Source organism: Neisseria sp. CP9 (genome assembly GCF_047758525.1).
Classification (GTDB): domain Bacteria; phylum Pseudomonadota; class Gammaproteobacteria; order Burkholderiales; family Neisseriaceae; genus Neisseria.
This window is the reverse complement of sequence record NZ_CP180502.1, coordinates 397,458-418,025: the sequence shown is the minus strand read 5'-3', so window position 1 is coordinate 418,025 and position 20,568 is coordinate 397,458. Positions and strand designations below refer to the sequence as shown.

Sequence of the window (20,568 nt, the reverse complement as noted above, 5' to 3'; positions counted from 1 at the left end):
AAAATACTATTTTAGGAAATATTAAATTTATTATTAAGAATGCTTATTTAGGAAATTAATTATGAGAAAAAATAAGGCTGTATATGACATATCTTATCCTTCTAATAGAAAAGGTTTTATCTATGCATTAGCTAGGCGTGAAAGTCCTGCTGATTTAAATAAGGATGATTTAGTAAACAGAGAAGCTCTTCATAAAATTAATAAACGAGGATATATTGGTTTGTTCCAGTATGGAAGAGAGGCTCTAATTGATATAGGTTATAATACAGAAGAGGGGAGCTGGACAGGAAAAAATGGGGCAGTATCAGAAGAAGCATTTAGGTCATCTCGTGAAATTCAAATAGCAGCAATCAATTTAACTATCGATTTATGGTGTAAAAGATTACGAGTATGGGGGTTTAATGAGTATTATGGAAAAATTGTTAAGGGGATAGAAATTACCGAATCAGGCTGTATTGCCGGCTGCCATCTAGTTGGTTCTGGTGGTTTAGCATCTTTTTTAGATATGCCTGGAAATTACAAAATTAATAAAAAAACAGGAAAACGACACAGCGAGTTTGATGGTAACAAAACACATATCAGCGAATATCTCGATTTATTTGCTGGTTACGACCTGGAAACCTGTTGTAAACGTAAAATCCGAGTAAAACTGCAAGATGCTGATGGTCTCGTTCTAAAAGATAAGACGGTTAAAATTTTTTCTTCCTATAATGGAAAGCATTTAAATAGTAAATTTGAAGTTACCCATAAAACTGATAAAGATGGGGAGCTGCCCGTTATAGTCAGACATCCTGACGCTGAAATTATTTTAGAAATTGATGGCCGCAAAAGTGAGACAATTTCTCAAAAAGCGGATCAGGTACAGCCATATAAGATCATAGCTTCAGATATGAAAGTTTCTGCACCATTGGCAGCAAAAGGCACTCCTGAGCCTAAAAAACAAGATGAAATGGAACAACAGCCACAACAGCCTTCTTCAGATGCGGAAAATAATGCGTCTAAAGATGTCAACTTCCATCTCAGCCTTTTAGAAGGAGATACCAAAAAACCAATAAGTAATGTGAAATTCACTTTGGTGTACAAAGGGAAGCCCAAACAACACATTACAAATACACAAGGAATTAAAGAAAATATTATTGCGGAAATAGGACAAACTATTCAGATTTGTATGGCAGGTGAAGGCAACCTCCAGCCGATCAAGTCATTTACGGTTACAGAAAGTCTACGTGATACAGTAGTGAAGGTTTCGCTTCCTGTACACACGTTTACAATTACAGTTGTAGATACCAAAGGGAAAGCTGTTTCCAATACAGAATTCAGTATATTTTATAGGCAAAGAGAAAAAAGCAAAAAAACTGATCATGAAGGCCGTTTAAAAGTAAAGGCCTTAGTCGGTTTCGTATATGGGTTTGGAAATAAAGGTAAACCACTTTTACACTTACGATGTTTGCAATCTGTCTCTATTAGGCAGATTACTGTTAATCAGAAAGCAATACAAAATGCACAGGGTGCTTTAGGAACAAATTCAATAACAGCTGTGGCAGAAATGGTAACACAGGCTGCTTCGAGTGTTGTAGAACAAGTATTGAAGCCAAAAAATAATACTGCACAAAACAAACCGCATAAGCAGCCATCCAAACAGACAGACAAACAGGCATCCAAGCAGCCAGAAAAGCCCAGACAATCTGAACCGATCAAGCAGATGAATACTCATACTGAGAAGAACGGGAAACCGTTAACTGTGGTAGGGAATGAGAAAAAATCTGAAGCTGATAAAAAGCAAAGAGAAGGTCAATTACCAAGTGGGGTAGAATGGGTTAAAAAATTCCCAGATAATGCGAGATTTGAAGATTTAAGGGAGCCCTTTAAATCTAACGTTAAGTTATTCTTGGCGGCATTGAAAGAGGCTGGAATTTCAGTCAGGATCAATTCGGTCATACGTCCGCCACAGCGGTCTTATCTTATGTATTATACTGCTCGAATTGTTTCGGGCGAATCCAACCCAATGAGGATTCCTCGTTTTAAGGATTATAAACAGGCAGCCAATGCTGAAGATGTTAATATTGATTGGACATGTGGTGGCAATATTCGACTGGCCCGTGCCAATGCACAAAAAATGAAAGCAGCTTACGGCATAGGTGACACGGTCGCTGAACCCTTTAGTTCCAATCATAATAAAGGACTGGCAATAGATATGACCCTGTCTCCTTGGTTTGGAATCGGTAAAACGGTTAAAAATGCTTCAGGTCAACCAGTAGTAATTAAATCAAAAAGAGACATGATCGAAGTAGGTAAAACCTACAAAGTTTTTCATTGGGATATCAAACCAAGAACTCGCGCTGATAATCCTCATTGGTCTGTAACGGGTAGCTGACATTTCTAAGAGATATATTATGAGAATTAAACAAATCACATTATCTTGTTGTTTTTTATTTTGTATTGCTTGCACTCAGTCCGAACATGATGGGCAAAAGAACCGGGCGCAGGAGAAACGTACTGATACAGTTTTAGAAAATAGACAACAGAAGCCTGATGCTAAGCTATTAATTCCAATTAATAAAGTAACAAAAAGTGAAAATATTCTTTCAGATTTCGCTCAGGATCGTATTTTAGACTTACTAAATGCTACGGATGCAGAATGGATTGAATGTAAAGATGAAAAAGGTAAAAGAGTTAAAGATGTTACGTATCCTACAGATAGGACATCTATTCAATTCAGAAGTATATCTGATCGATATATACACGAACTGGAGTATTGGAAAGATACATACAAAGAAATTCAGCAGCTCATTAAGTCAAAAAATATGAATATTCAAGATTTGAAATCAGAATATCTAGTATTAGATGCATTTTCATTAAGTAGTAAAAGTAAGAATCCTATCTCAATGAAAAAAGTTGGTGCAGTTTACGTTTCTTCTGATAATAAATTGTTTGAAATTAGATTATTAGATGGTTCTTCTGCCCATATTGAGGTATTTAAAAATATTCCAAATTACCTTTTTGAAAGCCCTAATCCAGAATATGAATTAGGTAATGCTCCAGATTATTCTCCCTATTATTTTCGTTTTTGGTTTGATGGAGATAAAGAAAAACAAACATGCCGTTTAAAATATAATAATGATGTTATTGATTAAATATCATCAGATTGTCTGAAACTCAACTTATCCTTTCCCTTTTGTTTGCAGGGCTAGCAATCGTAGATTGAGTTGAAGCTCAACATCTATCAAGGTCGTCTGAAAGTTTTCAGACGACCTTTGAATACCAACGTTGGAATTGTCTCCCATATGATTTGAACCAAACACACGCTATTTCAATAAAAAAAACAATGAAGAACAAACATATATCGTCACTTTTATCTACTATATTGGTGAGTATGCCATTGCTTACCGCATGCGATGTCGGTAGGGAACTGGCAAGGTCTGCGATGGATATTGTCAGAAATCCCCAAACAGACGTGGGCAAGCAAGTTTTGGGTTCATCTTCTTACAAACATTCCAAACTCAAGAACTTAGAATTTACCTGTGTCAAAGAACAGTTTCCTTCTTTGCCACAGGAAGCAGATCAACTATATCGCTACGCCCTTTACCACGATTTTAAAAACCGTTGGCTGCCTAAACCGGGCGTACTTGACCGTTATTTGCCGTATTACCGTATTGCCGCAGCCAACGGACATTGGCAGGCAAACCTGACCTTGCAGGAAATCTTGTTAAAGAGCAAAGACATTAATCTCGAAACCCGCGAACGTCGTGGCGAAGGTATTTACTGGAACGAAAAGTTGATGAAAATCCTGCCTGCCAGCGCACATTATTGGTGGTCGCTCTATATTGATGTCGGTTACGGTCCCAAACATGGCCCAGACGATTCGCTTATTTATCTGCGCAAAGCTGCGGATTTGGGGAATGCCAAGGCACAGTATGAAGTAGGTGAGCTGTTGCTGAAAATAAAAGATGAGATGGTCCGTCCTACAGTGCTGAAAATAGTGGACAAGATGCGTGTTTGTTCTTTAAATCAAACTTATCCCGATGGTATGGCAGCACGAATGATGGCTGCTGATGCTAGAAATGAAGAGAATTTTCAACAATCTCTTGTATTTAGCCACCAAGCTCTAAAGGCTGGAGAAAGTTCTTCTGGATTAACTTTGTCACGTGCTTTTTACACGGAAAATTCTAAGTCTAAACATAAAAATTGGGGTATTCCAACAGATTTGGAACGTTCGAAGCGTTATCGTATCATTAGAGATTTTCTATGGAAAAACGCTCACCTCAAACCCGAACTCAACGTTCACGACCTAGACGAAATTGTCCCGCTGCCCCCAGCAAAACTGCCGAGTTGGGACGGTAAAATCGCCATCCAACGTTTTGTAGAAGGTCCTGCTCCGGCAAAACCATCCGATGAACTGGTGCGCAGATTGGCGCAGCAGGCGGGATTGGATCCGAATACCGGGCTGCCGAAGTAAATAAAATAGGCTGACAGGGAATAAAGCCTGAAGGTCGTCTGAAACATGGTTTCAACATTTAAAACCCGTTAAAACTGTACTTTCAGACGACCTCATCATCTAAAAACCAACTTTGGGATTGCCTCCCATATGATTTAAACCGAACACACACTATTTCAATAAAAACAATGAAAAACAAACATATATCGTCCCTTTTATCTACTATATTGGTGAGCATACCTTTGCTTACTGCATGCGATGTCGGCAGGGAGCTGGCAAGATCCGCGATGGATGTTGTCAGAAACCCCCAAACAGATGTAGGCAAGCAAGTTTTGGGTTCATCTTCTTATAAGCGTTCCAAACTGAAAAACTTAGAATTTACTTGTGTCAAAGAACAGTTCCCGTCCTTACCGCAGGAAGCAGATCAACTATACCGCTACGCTCTTTACCATGATTTTAAAAACCGTTGGTTACCCAAGCCGGGTGTACTTGACCGCTATCTGCCGTATTACCGTATTGCCGCCGCCAACGGACATTGGCAGGCAAACCTGACTTTGCAGGAAATCTTGCTGAAGAGCAAAGACATCAATATCGAAACCCGCGAACGTCGGGGTGAAGGTATTTACTGGAACGAAAAGCTGATGAAAATCCTGCCAGCCAGTGCACATTATTGGTGGTCGCTCTATATTGATGTCGGTTACGGACCCAAACATGGTGCAGATGATTCGATTATTTATCTACGCAAAGCTGCAGATTTAGGTAATGCCAAGGCGCAGTATGAAGTACGTGAATTAATTATGAAAATAGAAGATGATGCGAGTTTACAATATAGATTGAAGATACGTAATACACTACAGGAATGTGCTGCTACTCAACAGTTTCCTAATGCAGATGCAGCACAGATGGCAGCAGCATCATATAGGAACTTAAAACAATATGATAAATCTTTATTCTATTCTCACCAAGGAACTAAAGCAGGTAAAGATTCTTCTGCACAATTATTAAGTGATGTTTTTTACGTAAAGAGTCCTAGAAGTCGTTATAAACCATGGGGGATTCCCGAGGATAAAGAACGTTCGCGCCGATATGAAATTATTTCCGACTATCTAACCCGCCGAGCACACCTCAAACCCGAACTCAACGTTCACGACCTAGACGAAATTGTCCCATTGCCTCCGGAAAAACTGCCAAGTTGGGACGGTAAAATCGCTATCCAACGCTTTGTAGAAGGCCCTGCTCCGGCAAAACCATCTGATGAACTGGTGCGCAGATTGGCGCAACAGGCAGGATTGGATCCGAATACCGGTCTGCCGAAGTAAATAAAATAGGCTGACAGGGGATAAAGCCTTAAGGTCGTCTGAAACATGGTTTTCAATAGTTGAGTTTCAAACTTGTTGAAACCGTACTTTCAGACGACCTTCATCTAAACACCAATCTTTGGGATTGCCTCCCGAGACCTTTGTAAAAATAGTCTGTTAACGAAATTTGACACATAAAAATGCACCAAAAAATTTCAATTGACTAAAATCTTCCTAATATTGAGCAAAAAGTAGGAAAAATCAGAAAGGTTTTGCATTTTGAAAATGAGATTGAGCATAAAATTTTAGTAACCTATGTTATTGCAAAGGTCTCTCCCATATGATTTGAACCAAACACACACTGTTTCAATAAAAAACAATGAAAAACAAATACATATCGTCACTTTTATCTACTATATTGGTGAGCATGCCATTGCTTACCGCATGCGATGTCGGTAGGGAACTGGCAAGGTCTGCGATGGATGTTGTCAGAAATCCCCAAACAGATGCAGGCAAGCAAGTTTTGGGTTCATATGCTTACAAACATTCCAAACTCAAGAACTTAGAATTTACTTGCGTCAAAGAACAGTTTCCTTCTTTGCCACAGGAAGCAGATCAACTATACCGCTACGCCCTTTACCACGATTTTAAAAACCGCTGGCTGCCCAAACCGGGCGTACTCGACCGCTATCTGCCGTATTACCGTATTGCCGCCGCCAACGGACATTGGCAGGCAAACCTGACTTTGCAGGAAATATTGCTGAAAAGCAAAGACATCAATATCGAAACTCGAGAACGTCGTGGCGAAGGTATTTACTGGAACGAAAAGCTGATGAAAATCCTACCTGCCAGCGCACATTACTGGTGGTCGCTTTATATCGATGTCGGTTATGGTCCAAAACATGACCCTGATGATGCAATAATTTATTTACGCAAGGCTGCAGATTTGGGGAATGCCAAGGCGCAGTATGAAGTAGGTGAGCTGTTAATGAAAATACAAGATGATTCTAGTCATTCTGTTAGGTTAAAAGTAACTGACAAAATGCGGACTTGTGCTACCAATCAAATGTATCCAGATGCTGATGCTGCGTTAATGGCAAGTGTTACAGAAAGTAGTGAGCAAAATTATAAACAGGCGTTAATTTATACTCATCAAGGAGTCAAAGCTGGTAATGATACATCTGCACATATAGCAGGAAAAGTGTTCTATAGTAAAAACCCTGATAGTCGTCATAAAAAATGGGGGATTCCTGAGGATAAAGAACGTTCTCGTCGATACGAAATTATTTCCGACTATCTGACCCGCCGAGCCACCTTAAACCCGAGCTCAACGTTCACGATCTAGACGAAATCGTCCCGCTGCCTCCGGCAAAACTGCCGAGTTGGGACGGTAAAATCGCCATCCAACGTTTTGAAGAAGGTCCGGCTCCGGCAAAACCATCCGATGAATTGGTGCGCAGATTGGCGCAACAGGCAGGATTGGATCCGAATACCGGTCTGCCGAAGTAAAGAAACCAATTCGTGCCAAAGTAGTTTGACCTTATCCAAAGGTCGTCTGAAAGTGCACTTTGATAAAGTGAAAAACACTTAAATATTTTTCAGACGACCTTGTTCTATAAGCCGTCATACTGAAATTAACTTTTATAGAGACTGACCGTAAGCAGTAATGACGTTGCACCGTTCTAAAATTCATTAACCCATTACAAGAAAACATGATGAAGCACACACCTGTACCTTACGAACGTCAGGAAATCATCCGACGTGAACGTGAGTTGGCTAAATATGCCAACACTATGGATAGTTTGTTTTGTATTCCTTTTACCAAGCAGGGTATCGGCGTCGATGCCATATTGTCGCTGATTCCTTTTGTCGGGGATATTGCCGGACTTTTGTTGACGATGAAGGCTTTTCGTATGGGGCGGGAGTTGGGCGTGCCGGATCATAAAATGCGTCCTGCCGTATATCTTGCTTTTGCCGATATGGTGCTTGGCATGATTCCTGTTGTCGGTACGCTTATTGATATTTTCTTGCAGCCGAGCCGCCGTACTTTGAAAGTTATCAATGAGCATGTGCGCAGTGAGTATGGCATCGACTACGACATACATTTGGAGCGTCCGTTTATGCACGCGGCTTTGGAGAAGAAACAACAAAAATCAGACTTTTGGCACAAGCCTGTTGCTGCTTGGTTGTATCTGCATCTGCCTGATTTTTTCGGTTTGATTGTGCTGGTGTTGATGGGTTGGATAACGGTTGTCGTAAGTAAATGGGCGTGGAGCGGTATGACTTATCTGTTTCACGCTGTTGCCGGTTGGTTTTGAATGTCTGTGATTTGAGCGGATATGCAATTTATCGGAAATGGCTTTAAATTTGTCGGGTGTGGTTGGGACTGAACTTAAATGCGTTTGGATAAATTGAAAAGGTCGTCTGAAAAATCGATATTTGATTTTGAACTGGCCCCCAAATCTTGGACACTCATAAAAGCCTTTTCAGGCGCTCTGTGCAAGCTGGGTTCTGTATGCGACAGGACTCAGCTTTTTCAATTTCAAACTGCAACGCTCCCGGTTGTAGTAGTCTATATAATCATCTATCTGTTTCATCAATTCGTCCACCGTCAATTCACCTGCGTTATAGAAACACTCCGTCTTCAACACCGCAAAGAAACTCTCCATCGGCGCATTGTCCCAACAGTTCGCCTTACGCGACATGCTTTGAACCATGGAATGCTCCGCAAGCAATTCCCTATATCCCGCTGTACGGTACAGCACGCCTTGGTCCGAATGAAGCATCGTTCCTTCGCCGGTCAGCCGGGGTGCGGCTTTTTCGAGCATTTCCTTCACCATTTCGCTGTTAGCATTGCGGCTCATGGCGTAGGCGACGATTTCTCGGTTGAACAGGTCCAAGATTGGCGAGAGGTACAGTTTGCCGTCCTTTCCTTTGAGTTCGGTCACGTCGGTCAGCCATTTCTCGTTGGGCTTTTCGGCTGTGAATAGGCGTTTGAGGAGGTGTTCCGATATCTCGCCCATGGCGGGATGGCGGTAGGCTTTTTTCGCCCGTATGAGGGCTTTCAGTTCCAACTGCTTCATCAACCGCGCCACTTTTTTGCGGTTCCAATCCAATGCTGCGGCAATGCGCCTTTGTCCGTAGCGTCCTTTATGCCGTTTGTAGGTTTCGACAAGGAGGGCTTTGTCGGCCTCGTCGGGATCGGGTCGATCTTGGTGATGGTAGTAAAAGCTGCTTTTGGGCAGGTTTGCGATGTGCAGCAGGTATTTGAGCGGGTGTTGCGCCCTCAGTGTTTGGACGGTTTGGCTTTGTCCTTTTCGGTCCGCTTTTGGCTGAGGGCTTTTAACTCCTTTAGGTAGGCGACCTCTGCGCGCATATAGCACAACTCTTCGATAAGCTCCGCCTGTGTTTTTTCGTGGTCGGGTTTGTCGGCGATGAAGGGGTTTTTGCGGTGTTGGGGCATGGTTTTGGATTGGGGATGTTCGAGTGCGCCGATGCCGCCTTCTTGATAGGCGCGTATCCATCGTCGCAGGTGGGTTCGGGAGATGCCGTAATGATCTGCGGTACGCTGTTGGCTGCGTATATGCAGGTAGTGGAGTACGGCTTGGTATTTAAAGTGTAATGTATATTTGCTCATAAAAAAACTGCACCTTGGTGGTTGGAGGGTATGTGTCCAACTTTTGGGGTGCAGTTCATTTTTCAGACGACCTTTTTGCAAGGTGAGAACTATTGTAGAAAATGGGATGGGGAACGTGAGAAATTTAGTTGAACCAAAAACGGAAGACTAAATAGAACACTAAAGCCAATACGCCCGCCCATACGATAACCATAAATCCGGCGACAGCCCGACCGAGTCGGTAAACGGGGTTTTTGCGTTCGTCTTCCAAAAGCGGATTGGGGGTGTTGCGTTGTTCTTCAGACATGGTTATCTCGGTTGTGAATGGTTGGCAAAAGCGTAAGGGTACGCCGATGGACATGAAGATTCAAGCGGGGAGTTTCAATTTTCTCCGTATTCAAAAACATCGTCTTCGTCCCAACTGCTTTTGAGCGCGGCGTGGATGGTGTCCATGTCGAATCCGCGGTAGGCGAGGAAACGCGCTTGTTTTTGTTTGTCTTTCAAATCGGCGGCGGGTTGTTTGAATTTTTTGCGTAACACGGCGACTGCGGTTTGCAGTTCGCGCGCTTTGTCGGGCATGAATTCGCGGCTGAGGGTTTCGTCTATGCCTTGCTGCGCCAATGCCTGTTTCAGACGCAGGGAGCCGTGTTGGCGGCTTTTGCTGTGGATGTAGGCTTCAGCGTAGCGTTGGTCGGATTGCCAGTTGCGTTCGGCAAATTCGTCCAACACGTTTTCCAATTCTTCTTCGCTTTCGGCATACGGGGCGAGCTTGCGCTTGAGTCCGACACGGCTGATTTCCTGTCGGGAAAGGATGTCCATCGCGCGGGCGCGCAGGGATTTTTGGGGTTTCATGCAGAGGTCGTCTGAAAAAGGTCGATTCGTAGGTCAGATTCTTGAATCTGACTTGCAGGTTGCAAGATAGTGGGAGATAAGAAACTTTCATTTCGTCATTCCCGCGCAGGCGGGAATCCAGTGATTTGAAATCAACACAACTTTTAAACAATTCTGAAAAATTAAAGTCTAGATTCCCGCCTGCGCGGGAATGACGAATCTTTTTATTTCCACTGCTTTACTTTCAGACGACCTTTGAAGCAGGAATAAAGGTCGTCTGAAAACAAGGATACTGATTATTCGTCGTCCTCCGCTTTTTTCGGTTGCAGGTTTTCGTAGATTTCGGGCAGTGAGCCGATAATCCAGTCGGGCTTGGTCGCTTTGTCTTGTGAGAGCAGGGTCATGTCGCCGTAGCCGAAGGTTACGCCGACGCTGAGGCAGCCGGCGGCTTTGGCAGCGATGATGTCGTTGCGGGAGTCGCCGACCATAATCATGTTGGCAGGATCAATGCCCAAGACTTCGGCGGCGTGTTGCAGCGGCAACGGGCTGGGTTTCTTTTCGGGCAGGCTGTTGCCGCCGAGAATCAGGCTGAAGTAGTCGGCAAGTCCGAGCTGTTTTAAGAGTTCGACAGCGAGGATTTCGTTTTTGTTGGTGATGACCACCAGCGGGATGCCCAGCGATTTGAGCAATGCCAGTCCGGCTTCGGTTTCGGGGTAGGGACGGGTGAAGTCACTCAAGTGGTCGCGGTAGTATTTCATGTAGAACACGAAGCCTTTTTCCCACAAATCAGGCGCGGCTTCTTGGTCGCGGTCATTGGTGATGACGCGGTGGACGAGTTTGCCGATGCCGTCGCCGACGTAGCTTTCTACCGTTTTAGCGGGCAGCGGCTCCATGCCGAGATATTCGCGCATGGCTTTGGCCGCGGCGGCAAGGTCGGGGACGGAATCGCATAATGTGCCGTCCAAATCAAAGGCGGCGGCTTGGACGTGTTCGATGGCGGCGGTCATGATGTGTTTTACTCGTAGATGAAAGAGGCGCGTATTTTAGCATTGATTCGGCAGGCAAGGCTTGGAGGCTGCTGATGCTGGCTTGGTGTTTGGTTTGCAGTGGGTGACTTTTATTTGGAAGCGGCATGCTAAGAGTAATGAAATAGAGTTACAGCTTAAATATTCCAATAAATTAATTTAGAAATTTTACAAGAAAAATACTTGCCTAAAATTTTATTTTCATGGATAATCCGATTCGTTAGCTGGTTCGAGTAGTCAGTTAATAGTTTCTCCTCTATTTCTCCTTTGTAGACTTGGCACACATTCAGTTGGATGTGTGCATTTTTTTTTGTTTGTAGGTTTGGCGAGAATGTGCTTGGATTTGATGGGGAAGGGATGTGTTTGAACGCGTTAAAGCCTCTTGGTTGATAGCGTTCCTCTGGTTTGTATAGTGGATTAACTTTAAACCAGTACGGTGTTGCCTCGCCTTGCCGTACTATCTGTACTGTCTGCGGCTTCGTCGCCTTGTCCTGATTTAAATTTAATCCACTATATAAAAGGTATTTTGAAAAAAGGTCGTCTGAGCGTTATAAACTTTCAGACGACCTTTTTTGATGTAGTTAAATCACTCTAAGTCTAACACAGCCGTTTCTTTGACCTCTTCCATAACGACATAGCTGCGGCTTTCCGCTGCCGCAGGTAGGTGCAGCAGGATATTGCCCAACATATCTCGATAAGCAGCCATATTTGGCAGGCGGACTTTAATCAGGTAATCGTATTCGCCGGACACAAGATGACATTCCAAAATTTGCGGAATCCGCATGATTTCACGGCGGAAATCTTCAAAAATATTGCCCGATTTGGAACGCAGCTTCAGCTCGACAAAGACCAACAGGCTTTGCCCGAGTTGGTGCGGGTTGAGGCGGGCATGATAGCCGGTAATAAAATTGTCGCGCTCAAGACGGCGGACGCGTTCGGTAACCGGAGTAGTGGATAATCCGACTTTTTCTGCCAGCTCGGTCATGGGTGTGCGGGCATTTTGCTGAAGGATTTTCAGGATTTTCAGGTCGGTTTTGTCTAATTCTTTCATTGCGGAGTTTCTTTCAACTGAGCTGAAACGCATCATTTAGGCAGATGGATAAAGCGCAGGGCTGGATAATGCAAAGCCACCCTTGTTTTAAGTTAACCCACTATATCTTTAAAGCAACTGAAAAGAAAGTCAGTCAGCGGTCGATGGCATTGCGCTTTTGCGGCATCGGGGCAAACAGGTCGTCTGAAAACGGTTTTGTCCCTAGTCGTGCCTTATGGGCGGGAAAACAAGGAAGGGCGGATTCTAATGGAGGAACGCCTCTTCCGCAATGTGAGTTACTGAATCTAAAAGAAAAGGTCGTCTGAAACGGAATAGGCGGCAATGTGGCGCAGATTGGTTTTCAGTTAAAATACTGCCTGTTTCATATAGCATTCCGCCACAATCGCGCAGCACCGATAAGGCGGCATTTTTCAAGGGAGGGTGCTATGCCCGTAGATTCGTTTTTCTACCTCTTACTGCTCACCGGATTTTGCGCCGGACTGATGAACGCGGCGGTTGGCGGCGGCGGATTGTTGCAAATACCGGGGCTGTTCAACCTGCTGCCCGCTTCCACGCCCGTGGCTTCGGTAATCGGCACCGACAAATTCGCTGCCTTATGCGGCACGCTGACTGCAACGGGGCAATACCTGCGCAGAATCCCCCTGCCGTGGAAAATGCTGCTGCCCGTCGCCGTGCTGGCGTTTGCCGCTTCCTATCTGGGCGCGAATGCCGTGGCGTATCTGCCCGTGCACTACATGAAACCGGCGATGCTGGTCATCATGATTGCCATGTGTGTTTACACCTTTATCAAAAAAGATTTGGGGCAGACGGTGCGCACCGAAAAACTGACGCGCCGCGAAACCTTATGGGGCTTACTCTTCGGCGCGCTCATCGGTTTTTACGACGGCATCTTCGGGCCGGGCTCAGGCAGCCTGCTGGCCTTCGTATTCGTCCGTTTTTACGGTTATGATTTTCTAACGGCAAACGCATCGGCAAAAGTCATCAATTCCACCACCTACCTTGCCGCGCTGGCGGTTTTCATCCCGCAAGGTCATGTTTTTTGGGCGTGGGCGATTCCGCTTGCGCTGGCGAATTTGTGCGGCGGCGTGGTCGGCGCGAAATTGGCGATACGCGGCGGAACCAAGTTTCTGCGTTACGGATTTATGGTGTTGTTGTGTCTGACCATAGGAAAATTCGCTTGGGATTTGATTCGATAACAGAAGGTACGCAGCAGGCAGGATTCGCCCCCCGAAAGCGTTTCAGACGACCTTTGTATGTTAAAATCCGTCATCTTTCAGCATATGACCGATAGAGGGAAAACATGGCAGGCAACACTTTCGGACAACTCTTCACCGTTACCACCTTTGGCGAAAGCCACGGCGCAGGTTTGGGCTGCATCATCGACGGCTGTCCTCCCGGACTGGCATTGACCGAATCAGACATCCAAGCCGACCTCGACCGGCGCAAACCCGGCACCAGCCGCCACGTTACCCAACGCCGCGAGGCCGACCAAGTCGAAATCCTCTCCGGCGTCTTCGAAGGCAAAACCACAGGCACACCCATCGCCCTCTTAATCCGCAATACCGACCAACGCAGCAAAGACTATGGTAACATCGCCACTAGCTTCCGTCCCGGTCATGCCGACTATACCTACTGGCACAAATACGGCACGCGCGATTACCGCGGTGGCGGCAGAAGCTCCGCCCGCGAAACCGCCGCCCGCGTTGCTGCCGGAGCCGTCGCCAAAAAATGGCTGAAAGAAAAATTCGGCACGGAAATCACCGCCTACGTCACCCAAGTCGGTGAAAAAGAAATTCAGTTTGAAGGCTACGAGTACATTTCCCAAAATCCCTTCTTCGCCGCCAACCAAAGCCAAATCGCCGAGCTGGAAAACTATATGGACAGCGTGCGCAAATCGTTGGATTCCGTCGGCGCGAAACTGCATATCGAAGCGGCCAACGTCCCCGTCGGTTTGGGTGAACCCGTTTTCGACCGCCTCGATGCCGAAATCGCCTACGCCATGATGGGCATCAACGCCGTCAAAGGCGTGGAAATCGGCGCAGGCTTCGGTAGCGTCGTCCAGCGTGGCAGCGAACACGGCGACGAACTTACCCCGCAAGGCTTCTTGTCCAACCACTCAGGCGGCATCCTCGGCGGCATTAGCACCGGACAAGACATCCACGTCAACATCGCCATCAAACCCACCAGTTCCATCGCCACACCGCGCCGCAGCATAGACATCAACGGCAACCCCGTCGAACTCGCCACCCACGGCAGACACGACCCCTGCGTCGGCCTGCGCGCCGCCCCCATCGCCGAAGCCATGCTCGCGCTCGTGCTTATCGACCACGCCCTACGCCATCGTGCACAAAATGCCGACGTAGTTGTTGATACGCCAGACATCACCAAGCAGCATAGATAAAATTGAAAGAGGTCGTCTGAAAACAAACATGGCGGATTGTGCCGAACATTTTCAGACGACCTTTCTCAACGCCTATTGAGATAAGTGTGCCAGACTGTCCGCAAAATAAACATTTACAATCGAACATTCGCAAAAAAACTTAGCCAAAACACAGGCTTTATACTAAAATACCGCCATTACCGTGCCATAGCGAAACGCACGGCTTTATTTTAGAGGAATACAAACGACATGACACAAGAAACCGCTTTGGGCGCAGCTTTGAAATCCGCCGTCCAAACCATGAGCAAGAAAAAACAGACCGACATGATTGCCGACCACATCTACGGCAAATACGACGTCTTCAAACGATTCAAACCGCTGGCCGTCGGTATCGACCAAGACCTTGTTGCCGCATTGCCCCAATACGATCCTGCCCTGATCGCCCGCGTCCTCGCCAACCATTGCCGCCGTCCCCGCTACCTCAAAGCCTTGGCGCGCGGTGGAAAACGTTTTGATTTGAACAACCGCTTCAAAGGCGAAGTCAGCGCGGAAGAACAAGCCATCGCCCAACAGCATCCGTTCGTCCAACAGGCTCTGGCAGAACAAGCCGAGCGTCAAGCCGCCAAACAGGCAGCACAAACTGAGGCAGTAGAAGCCGAACAAGTCGGCGCAGCAACCGAAACTGAAGAAGCGGCACAAAACAACGCTGAATAATACTGCATGATTTTAAAAGGTCGTCTGAAAACGGATTTTCTGTTTTCAGACGACCTTTTTTATTGGTATTTCAAATGAACGGAGGATAAAGGTAGACCGCGCTTTACGACCATCATTTCTGACTTGGCGCGTGTTCGCATGGGGTTTTGTTTTTTCGTTTTTATCGTGGATTGCAAGGTTTTCAGAGATGGGTTTCCGTATGCGAGAGAATGGAAGAAGAGGGGGAAATATATTGTTTTATTTGAGCTTATTGGATGACTTAGAAAATCAAGACAAAAAAATGCGCATATCGTTTGGGATATGCGCCAAGTCTACAAAGGAGAAATAGAGGAGAAAAATCAAGCTGCATCAAGCAACTCAACGGGCATCATTATGTATGAAAGGCATCGGTTTGTCAATTTTTTATATGCAAAAATTTTATATTTTTTGAGGAAACGGCAGATTGCTGCCCAATTGGTGCTGTGTAATACGCTCGTTTTTCTGAAAATATCATATAAATCAATGAGTAAGTTGTGTGTTGTATAAGGTACAGGATGCTTGTTTCCGTATAAGGTGCATAAAATGCGTCAGCGGTTTTCGTTGTCAAAAGAACGGTTTACCGAATAGCGCGGACGGCTTGGATGAAGGCGGCCATTTTGGCTTCGTCTTTAATGCCGCCGGCGCTTTCCACGCCGCCTGAAACATCGACTGCCGCCGCATTGCTGGTTTGGATGGCTTCTGCAATGTTTTGCGGGGTCAAGCCGCCTGCCAGAATCCAAGGTTTGGTCAGATTGTCCGGCAACAGCGCCCAATCGAAGCTCAGTCCTGTGCCGCCGTATTCGTTGGGATGGTAGGCATCAAACAACAGGGTGCGGGCGTTGGGGAATCGGGTTTGTGCGGCTTCGATGTCTGAAGCGGATTGGACGCGTATGGCTTTGAGATAGGGGTGGTCAAACTGACGGCAAAATTCATCGTCTTCGTCGCCGTGAAATTGGATGATGTCGATGGGTACTTGCCGTAGGGTTTCGCGTATGGTTTCCGCTGTTTCATTGACGAATAAGGCAACGACGGAGACGAAAGGGGGAAGGGCTGCCACGATTTTTTTTGCCTGTTCGGGCGTGACAGCGCGTTTGCTGGCGGCGTAAAAAACCAAACCGATGGCATCGACGCCCAGTTCGGCGGCTTTTTGGGCGTCTTTGGGGCGGGTGATGCCGCAGATTTTGATGCGGATGGTTTTCATCTGTTTTCCTTTTTGGTCGGTCTGTTTGGTTGCCGGCAAAAGATGTACTGCCGTTTAAATCGGGCATGGGCGTATTTTTGTTGATATCGTTCTTTATGGTCAAGGTCGTCTGAAAATTTTCAGACGACCTTTTTGTCTGTTTTGACGTTTAACTTGAACAACTGACGCAAACCGGAATGCTGCCTTCGGGCGGCGGTTCGGCAAGGTCGGCGAACTCTGCCTGTTCGTCAAAGGGACGGGCGAGGCAGCGGCGCAGGCGTTCGATTTCGCGGTAGTCGCCGTTTCGGGCTTGGGCGATGGCTTGTTCGGCAAGGTAGTTGCGCAGGATGTAGAGCGGATTGGTTCGGCTCATGCGTGTTGCGCGTTCGGCGGGATCGCTGTTTTCGGCGCGCAGGCGTTGGCGGTAGCGACCGAGCCAGCGGGTGAAGGCGGGTGGAACGCCGTTTTTGAAGGTTTGTTCGAGTTTGGGCGAGAGGGGTTCGCCGTGCATATTGCTGACTTCGGACAAGTTTCTGAAAAACAGGGTGAAGTCGGTTTTTTGATCTTGCAGGGCGGCGAAGAGGTCGGCAATAAGGCTTTCGTCGTCTCTTTTGTCTGCTTGTTGCAAACCGAGTTTGCGGCGCATTTTCTCTAAATAGGTCGTCTGAAAAACTTCTGTCCAGCCGTCGATGAGTTGTTCGAGGGTTTCGTGTGGGACGAGGGCGTCGAAGCAGGAGGCGAGGGCGGCGAAATTCCAATGGGCGACGAAGGGCTGGGCATTGTAGGCGTAGCGGCCTTGGGTGTCGGAATGGTTGCAGACGTGGCGGCGGTCGTAGTCGTCGAGGAAGCCGAAAGGGCCGTAGTCTATGGTCAGCCCCAATGCAGACATGTTGTCGGTATTCATCACGCCGTGGCAGAAGCCGACGCTTTGCCATGCGGCGACGGTATCGGCGGTGCGGTTGCGGATTTGTTTTAACAGGGCGGCGTAGGGGTTGTCGGCATCTTGGCAGTCGGGGTAGTAATGCCGGATGAGGTAGTCGGCAAGTTGTTGGATTTCGGCTTCGCGGCCGGTGTAGTAGAAGTATTCGAAATGGCCGAAACGCAGAAAGCTCGGGGCGATGCGGGTGAGGACGGCGGCGGTTTCGACGGTTTCCCGATAAACGGGGTCGTCGCTGCCGCACAGGGCGAGGGCGCGGGTCGTGGGGATGCCGAGACCGTGCATGGCTTCGGAACAGAGGTATTCGCGGATGGAGGAGCGCAAGACGGCGCGTCCGTCGGCAAAGCGGGAGTAGGGCGTTTTGCCTGCGCCTTTAAGCTGCCACTCTTGGCGTTGTCTCGCGGCATCGACGGAATCGCCAATCAGAATGGCGCGTCCGTCGCCGAGGCGCGGAGTATAGACGCCGAACTGATGGCCGCTGTAAACGCCGGCAATGGGCGCGGGTGCGTATTGCGGCGCGTTGCCGCTGAGGTAGGCAAGGTTGGCGGTCGTCTGAAAATCTGTATCCAGATTCAACTCTGCCGCCAAATCGGTGTTGAAGGCGATCCAGTAGGGCGCGGTCAACGGCTCGGGGGAAACGCGGGAATAGAAAAACGGCGAGAGTTCGGCGAATTGTTGGCTAAGCAGGGGAAGGGTGTGCATGGGATTCCTGACGGGTGCGTGCGGGTATGTTTATTGTGTTTTAGAGTTGGATGCTGCGTGTTTCATTTTCAAGCATTTTCAAAACAATACTTGCTGTCGTTGTTTCAAATAATCCGCCAGCGGTTTGGGCAATCCGTAATCCGCCAAATTTTCGGGTTTAACCCAAAGGCAGTTTGGCGGCAAGGCCGTATTTTCAGACGAGCTGGTTTGCGCTTCAAACGGCGTAATCATCAATAAACGGTGCGTCAGGCGGTGGGTAAGGGCGGGTTGCTCGGAAAGGTCGTCCCATGGGGAGGCTGCGCACCCTGAAACGATGCCAAGCTTCTCAGCGAAAGTATATGTTTCGTCCAATTTTTCAAAACACGGCACGCAATACAGCCCGCCCCAAATGCCTTTGGCAGGACGTTTTTCCAGCAAGATAGCGCCGTCTTGGTTACGGACAATCAGCCAGTAAAGCGGCAAGGTTTGCACTTCGGGGGCAGTTTTTTTACGCGGCAGCTCGGCGATGCAGTTTTGCTTTTTCGCTTCGCAGATGTCCGCCATCGGGCATTGATGGCACAAGGGTTTTGTCCGTTTGCACACGGTTGCCCCCAAGTCCATCAAGCCTTGGGTGTAGGCGGGCATATCGGCGTTTTCAGACGGCAGCAGGCTTTCGGCAAGCGTCCAGAGTGAGTTTTCAAATTTTTTGTCCTGCGGATTGCCGTCGCGGGCGAACACGCGGCAGAGAACGCGTTTGACGTTGCCGTCCAAAATGGTTTCTCGGCGGTTGAAGGCGAAGGCGCAAATGGCGGCGGCGGTACTTCTGCCTACGCCGCAGAGGGTTTCCAAGTCTTTGCGTTCGGATGGAAACGTACCACCGAATTGTTCGACGACTTGTTGCGCGGCTTTGTGCAGATTGCGCGCGCGGCTGTAATAACCCAAGCCCGCCCACAACGACAACACTTCGTCTTGCGGCGCAACGGCAAGCGTTTGTACGGTCGGGAATTTTTCTAAGAAACGCGGATAGTAGTCTAAAACGGTGGCAACCTGCGTCTGCTGGAGCATGATTTCGGAAAGCCAGACACAATAAGGGTTTTTGACCTGCCAAGGCAGGTGGTGCCTGCCGTGTTGTTTTTGCCAGCGGATGAGCCGTTCGGAGAAGGGGATGGGTGTGTTCATTAATATCAATCGGGGGTTTTATTTATATTTAAAACAGTATGTTATGGTATAACATCGTGAAAATAATTCTTATTGACTTATTTTTTGTAGGGGTATATAACTCATATAAAGAGACTTTATTGCGGTATTGAAATTATTTATCAACAAGCAAGGAGTATCAGCATGAAAGCAATGGTTTATCACGGCGCAAACGACATCTGTTTTGAAGAAAAACCCCGTCCGCAGATTATCGATCCGACCGACGCAGTGGTGAAAATCGTCAAAACCACGATTTGCGGTACCGACTTGGGTATTTGGAAAGGCAAAAACCCCGAAGTTGCCGACGGCCGTATTCTCGGTCATGAAGGCATCGGTATTGTAGAAGAAGTCGGCGAGGCTGTAAAAAACGTCAAAGTCGGTGATAAAGTCATTATTTCATGCGTCAGCAAATGCTGTACTTGCGACAACTGCAAAATCCAACTCTATTCACACTGCCGCAACGGCGGCTGGATTTTGGGCTACATGATTGACGGCACGCAAGCAGAATACGTTCGTACGCCTTATGCCGACAACAGCCTTGTTCCTCTGCCCGAAAACGTCAATGAAGAAGTCGCCCTGCTGTTGAGCGACGCCTTGCCGACCGCCCACGAAATCGGCGTGCAATACGGCGATGTCAAACCCGGCGATACCGTATTCATTGCAGGCGCAGGCCCTGTCGGCATGTCCGCCTTGCTGACCGCCCAACTGTACAGCCCCGCCGCCATCATCGTTTGCGATATGGACGAAAACCGTTTGAAACTGGCGAAAGAACTGGGCGCGACCCATACCGTCGGCCCCGCTTCAGGCGACGTCTCCAAACAAGTCTTTGCCATCGTCGGCGAAGACGGCGTGGACTGCGCGATCGAAGCCGTCGGTATCCCCGCCACATGGAATATGTGTCAAGACATCGTCAAACCGGGCGGTCATATCGCCGTCGTCGGCGTACACGGTCAATCCGTCGATTTCAAACTTGAAAAACTCTGGATTAAAAACCTCGCCATCACAACCGGCTTGGTAAACGCCAATACCACCGAAATGCTGATGAAGGCAATTTCCAGCAGCTCCGTCGATTACACCAAAATGCTGACCCACCGTTTCAAATTCAGCGAATTGGAAAAAGCCTACGATGTGTTCAAACACGCCGCTGAAAACCAAGCCATGAAAGTGGTGTTGGAAGCGGATTGATTTGAAAAAGATTATTGAGT

18 protein-coding genes and 2 pseudogenes are annotated in these 20,568 nt (G+C 47.2%); 10 read left to right on the top strand and 10 right to left on the bottom strand.

Going from position 1 to position 20,568, the window contains the following annotated elements:
* The first annotated feature begins 61 nt into the window (after positions 1–61).
* From ACMYUL_RS01920 to ACMYUL_RS01895, 6 genes and pseudogenes are all read left to right on the top strand, one after another.
* The gene (locus tag ACMYUL_RS01920) at positions 62–2,374 is read left to right on the top strand and encodes a peptidoglycan-binding protein LysM (RefSeq protein ID WP_415771787.1); all 2,313 of its coding nucleotides are present in this window, start codon (positions 62–64) and stop codon (positions 2,372–2,374) included.
* Positions 2,375–2,393: 19 nt separating this feature from the next.
* Positions 2,394–3,134, top strand: a complete 741-nt coding sequence (locus tag ACMYUL_RS01915) for a hypothetical protein (protein WP_415771785.1) — start codon at positions 2,394–2,396, stop codon at positions 3,132–3,134.
* Positions 3,135–3,325: 191 nt separating this feature from the next.
* Positions 3,326–4,456: a DUF6396 domain-containing protein gene (locus ACMYUL_RS01910; RefSeq protein ID WP_342032326.1), complete on the top strand. Its 1,131-nt coding sequence runs from the start codon at positions 3,326–3,328 to the stop codon at positions 4,454–4,456.
* 167 nt (positions 4,457–4,623) lie between these two features.
* Positions 4,624–5,754 (top strand): DUF6396 domain-containing protein, encoded by a 1,131-nt coding sequence (locus ACMYUL_RS01905; RefSeq protein WP_342032325.1) that lies wholly within the window; start codon positions 4,624–4,626, stop codon positions 5,752–5,754.
* A gap of 358 nt (positions 5,755–6,112) precedes the next feature.
* Positions 6,113–7,242, top strand: a pseudogene (locus ACMYUL_RS01900) (DUF6396 domain-containing protein).
* Positions 7,243–7,445: 203 nt separating this feature from the next.
* Positions 7,446–8,051 carry a DUF4112 domain-containing protein gene (locus tag ACMYUL_RS01895; protein ID WP_415771783.1) on the top strand — a complete coding sequence of 202 codons (606 nt, stop codon included), beginning with the start codon at positions 7,446–7,448 and terminating at the stop codon, positions 8,049–8,051.
* Between the two features lie 168 nt (positions 8,052–8,219).
* Here ACMYUL_RS01895 and ACMYUL_RS01890 read toward each other — a convergent pair whose 3' ends face one another.
* From ACMYUL_RS01890 to ACMYUL_RS01860, 7 genes and pseudogenes are all read right to left on the bottom strand, one after another.
* Positions 8,220–9,116, bottom strand: coding sequence for an IS3 family transposase (locus tag ACMYUL_RS01890; protein ID WP_415771781.1), 897 nt, complete (start codon positions 9,114–9,116; stop codon positions 8,220–8,222).
* Complete coding sequence (locus tag ACMYUL_RS01885) at positions 9,020–9,370, bottom strand: helix-turn-helix domain-containing protein (protein ID WP_242883573.1); 351 nt, start codon at positions 9,368–9,370, stop codon at positions 9,020–9,022. The genes ACMYUL_RS01890 and ACMYUL_RS01885 overlap by 97 nt, the downstream gene beginning before the upstream one ends.
* Before the next feature lie 124 nt (positions 9,371–9,494).
* A complete protein-coding gene (locus tag ACMYUL_RS01880; protein WP_167390271.1) occupies positions 9,495–9,656 on the bottom strand; it encodes a hypothetical protein in 162 nt (53 codons plus the stop codon).
* Positions 9,657–9,730: 74 nt separating this feature from the next.
* Positions 9,731–10,201, bottom strand: a complete 471-nt coding sequence (gene recX / locus ACMYUL_RS01875; RefSeq protein WP_415771779.1) for a recombination regulator RecX — start codon at positions 10,199–10,201, stop codon at positions 9,731–9,733.
* A gap of 275 nt (positions 10,202–10,476) precedes the next feature.
* Complete coding sequence (locus ACMYUL_RS01870; RefSeq protein WP_415771777.1) at positions 10,477–11,187, bottom strand: phosphoglycolate phosphatase; 711 nt, start codon at positions 11,185–11,187, stop codon at positions 10,477–10,479.
* 407 nt (positions 11,188–11,594) lie between these two features.
* A pseudogene (locus ACMYUL_RS01865) lies at positions 11,595–11,720 on the bottom strand (IS5/IS1182 family transposase); the annotation flags it as partial.
* A gap of 71 nt (positions 11,721–11,791) precedes the next feature.
* On the bottom strand, positions 11,792–12,256 hold the full coding sequence (locus tag ACMYUL_RS01860) for an Lrp/AsnC ligand binding domain-containing protein (RefSeq protein WP_003764370.1): 465 nt from the start codon (positions 12,254–12,256) through the stop codon (positions 11,792–11,794).
* A gap of 425 nt (positions 12,257–12,681) precedes the next feature.
* On the opposite strand from ACMYUL_RS01860, the gene ACMYUL_RS01855 reads away from it, so the two are divergent.
* The 3 genes from ACMYUL_RS01855 (at position 12,682) to ACMYUL_RS01845 (ending at position 15,350) form a co-directional block, all read left to right on the top strand.
* Positions 12,682–13,452, top strand: coding sequence for a sulfite exporter TauE/SafE family protein (locus ACMYUL_RS01855; protein WP_415771775.1), 771 nt, complete (start codon positions 12,682–12,684; stop codon positions 13,450–13,452).
* A gap of 104 nt (positions 13,453–13,556) precedes the next feature.
* Positions 13,557–14,657 carry a chorismate synthase gene (gene aroC / locus ACMYUL_RS01850; protein ID WP_415771773.1) on the top strand — a complete coding sequence of 367 codons (1,101 nt, stop codon included), beginning with the start codon at positions 13,557–13,559 and terminating at the stop codon, positions 14,655–14,657.
* A 228-nt stretch (positions 14,658–14,885) separates the two neighbouring features.
* Positions 14,886–15,350: a ProQ/FINO family protein gene (locus tag ACMYUL_RS01845; RefSeq protein ID WP_070511823.1), complete on the top strand. Its 465-nt coding sequence runs from the start codon at positions 14,886–14,888 to the stop codon at positions 15,348–15,350.
* Between the two features lie 595 nt (positions 15,351–15,945).
* Here ACMYUL_RS01845 and ACMYUL_RS01840 read toward each other — a convergent pair.
* From ACMYUL_RS01840 to mutY, 3 genes are all read right to left on the bottom strand, one after another.
* Positions 15,946–16,569, bottom strand: a complete 624-nt coding sequence (locus tag ACMYUL_RS01840) for a phosphoribosylanthranilate isomerase (protein ID WP_070511820.1) — start codon at positions 16,567–16,569, stop codon at positions 15,946–15,948.
* A 148-nt stretch (positions 16,570–16,717) separates the two neighbouring features.
* Positions 16,718–18,187 (bottom strand): protein adenylyltransferase SelO, encoded by a 1,470-nt coding sequence (locus ACMYUL_RS01835; protein WP_415771771.1) that lies wholly within the window; start codon positions 18,185–18,187, stop codon positions 16,718–16,720.
* Between the two features lie 78 nt (positions 18,188–18,265).
* Positions 18,266–19,345 (bottom strand): A/G-specific adenine glycosylase, encoded by a 1,080-nt coding sequence (gene mutY / locus ACMYUL_RS01830; RefSeq protein WP_415771769.1) that lies wholly within the window; start codon positions 19,343–19,345, stop codon positions 18,266–18,268.
* 162 nt (positions 19,346–19,507) lie between these two features.
* Here mutY and ACMYUL_RS01825 point away from each other — a divergent pair, with 162 nt between their 5' ends.
* The gene (locus ACMYUL_RS01825) at positions 19,508–20,548 is read left to right on the top strand and encodes a zinc-dependent alcohol dehydrogenase family protein (RefSeq protein ID WP_415771767.1); all 1,041 of its coding nucleotides are present in this window, start codon (positions 19,508–19,510) and stop codon (positions 20,546–20,548) included.
* Positions 20,549–20,568: the final 20 nt, after the last annotated feature.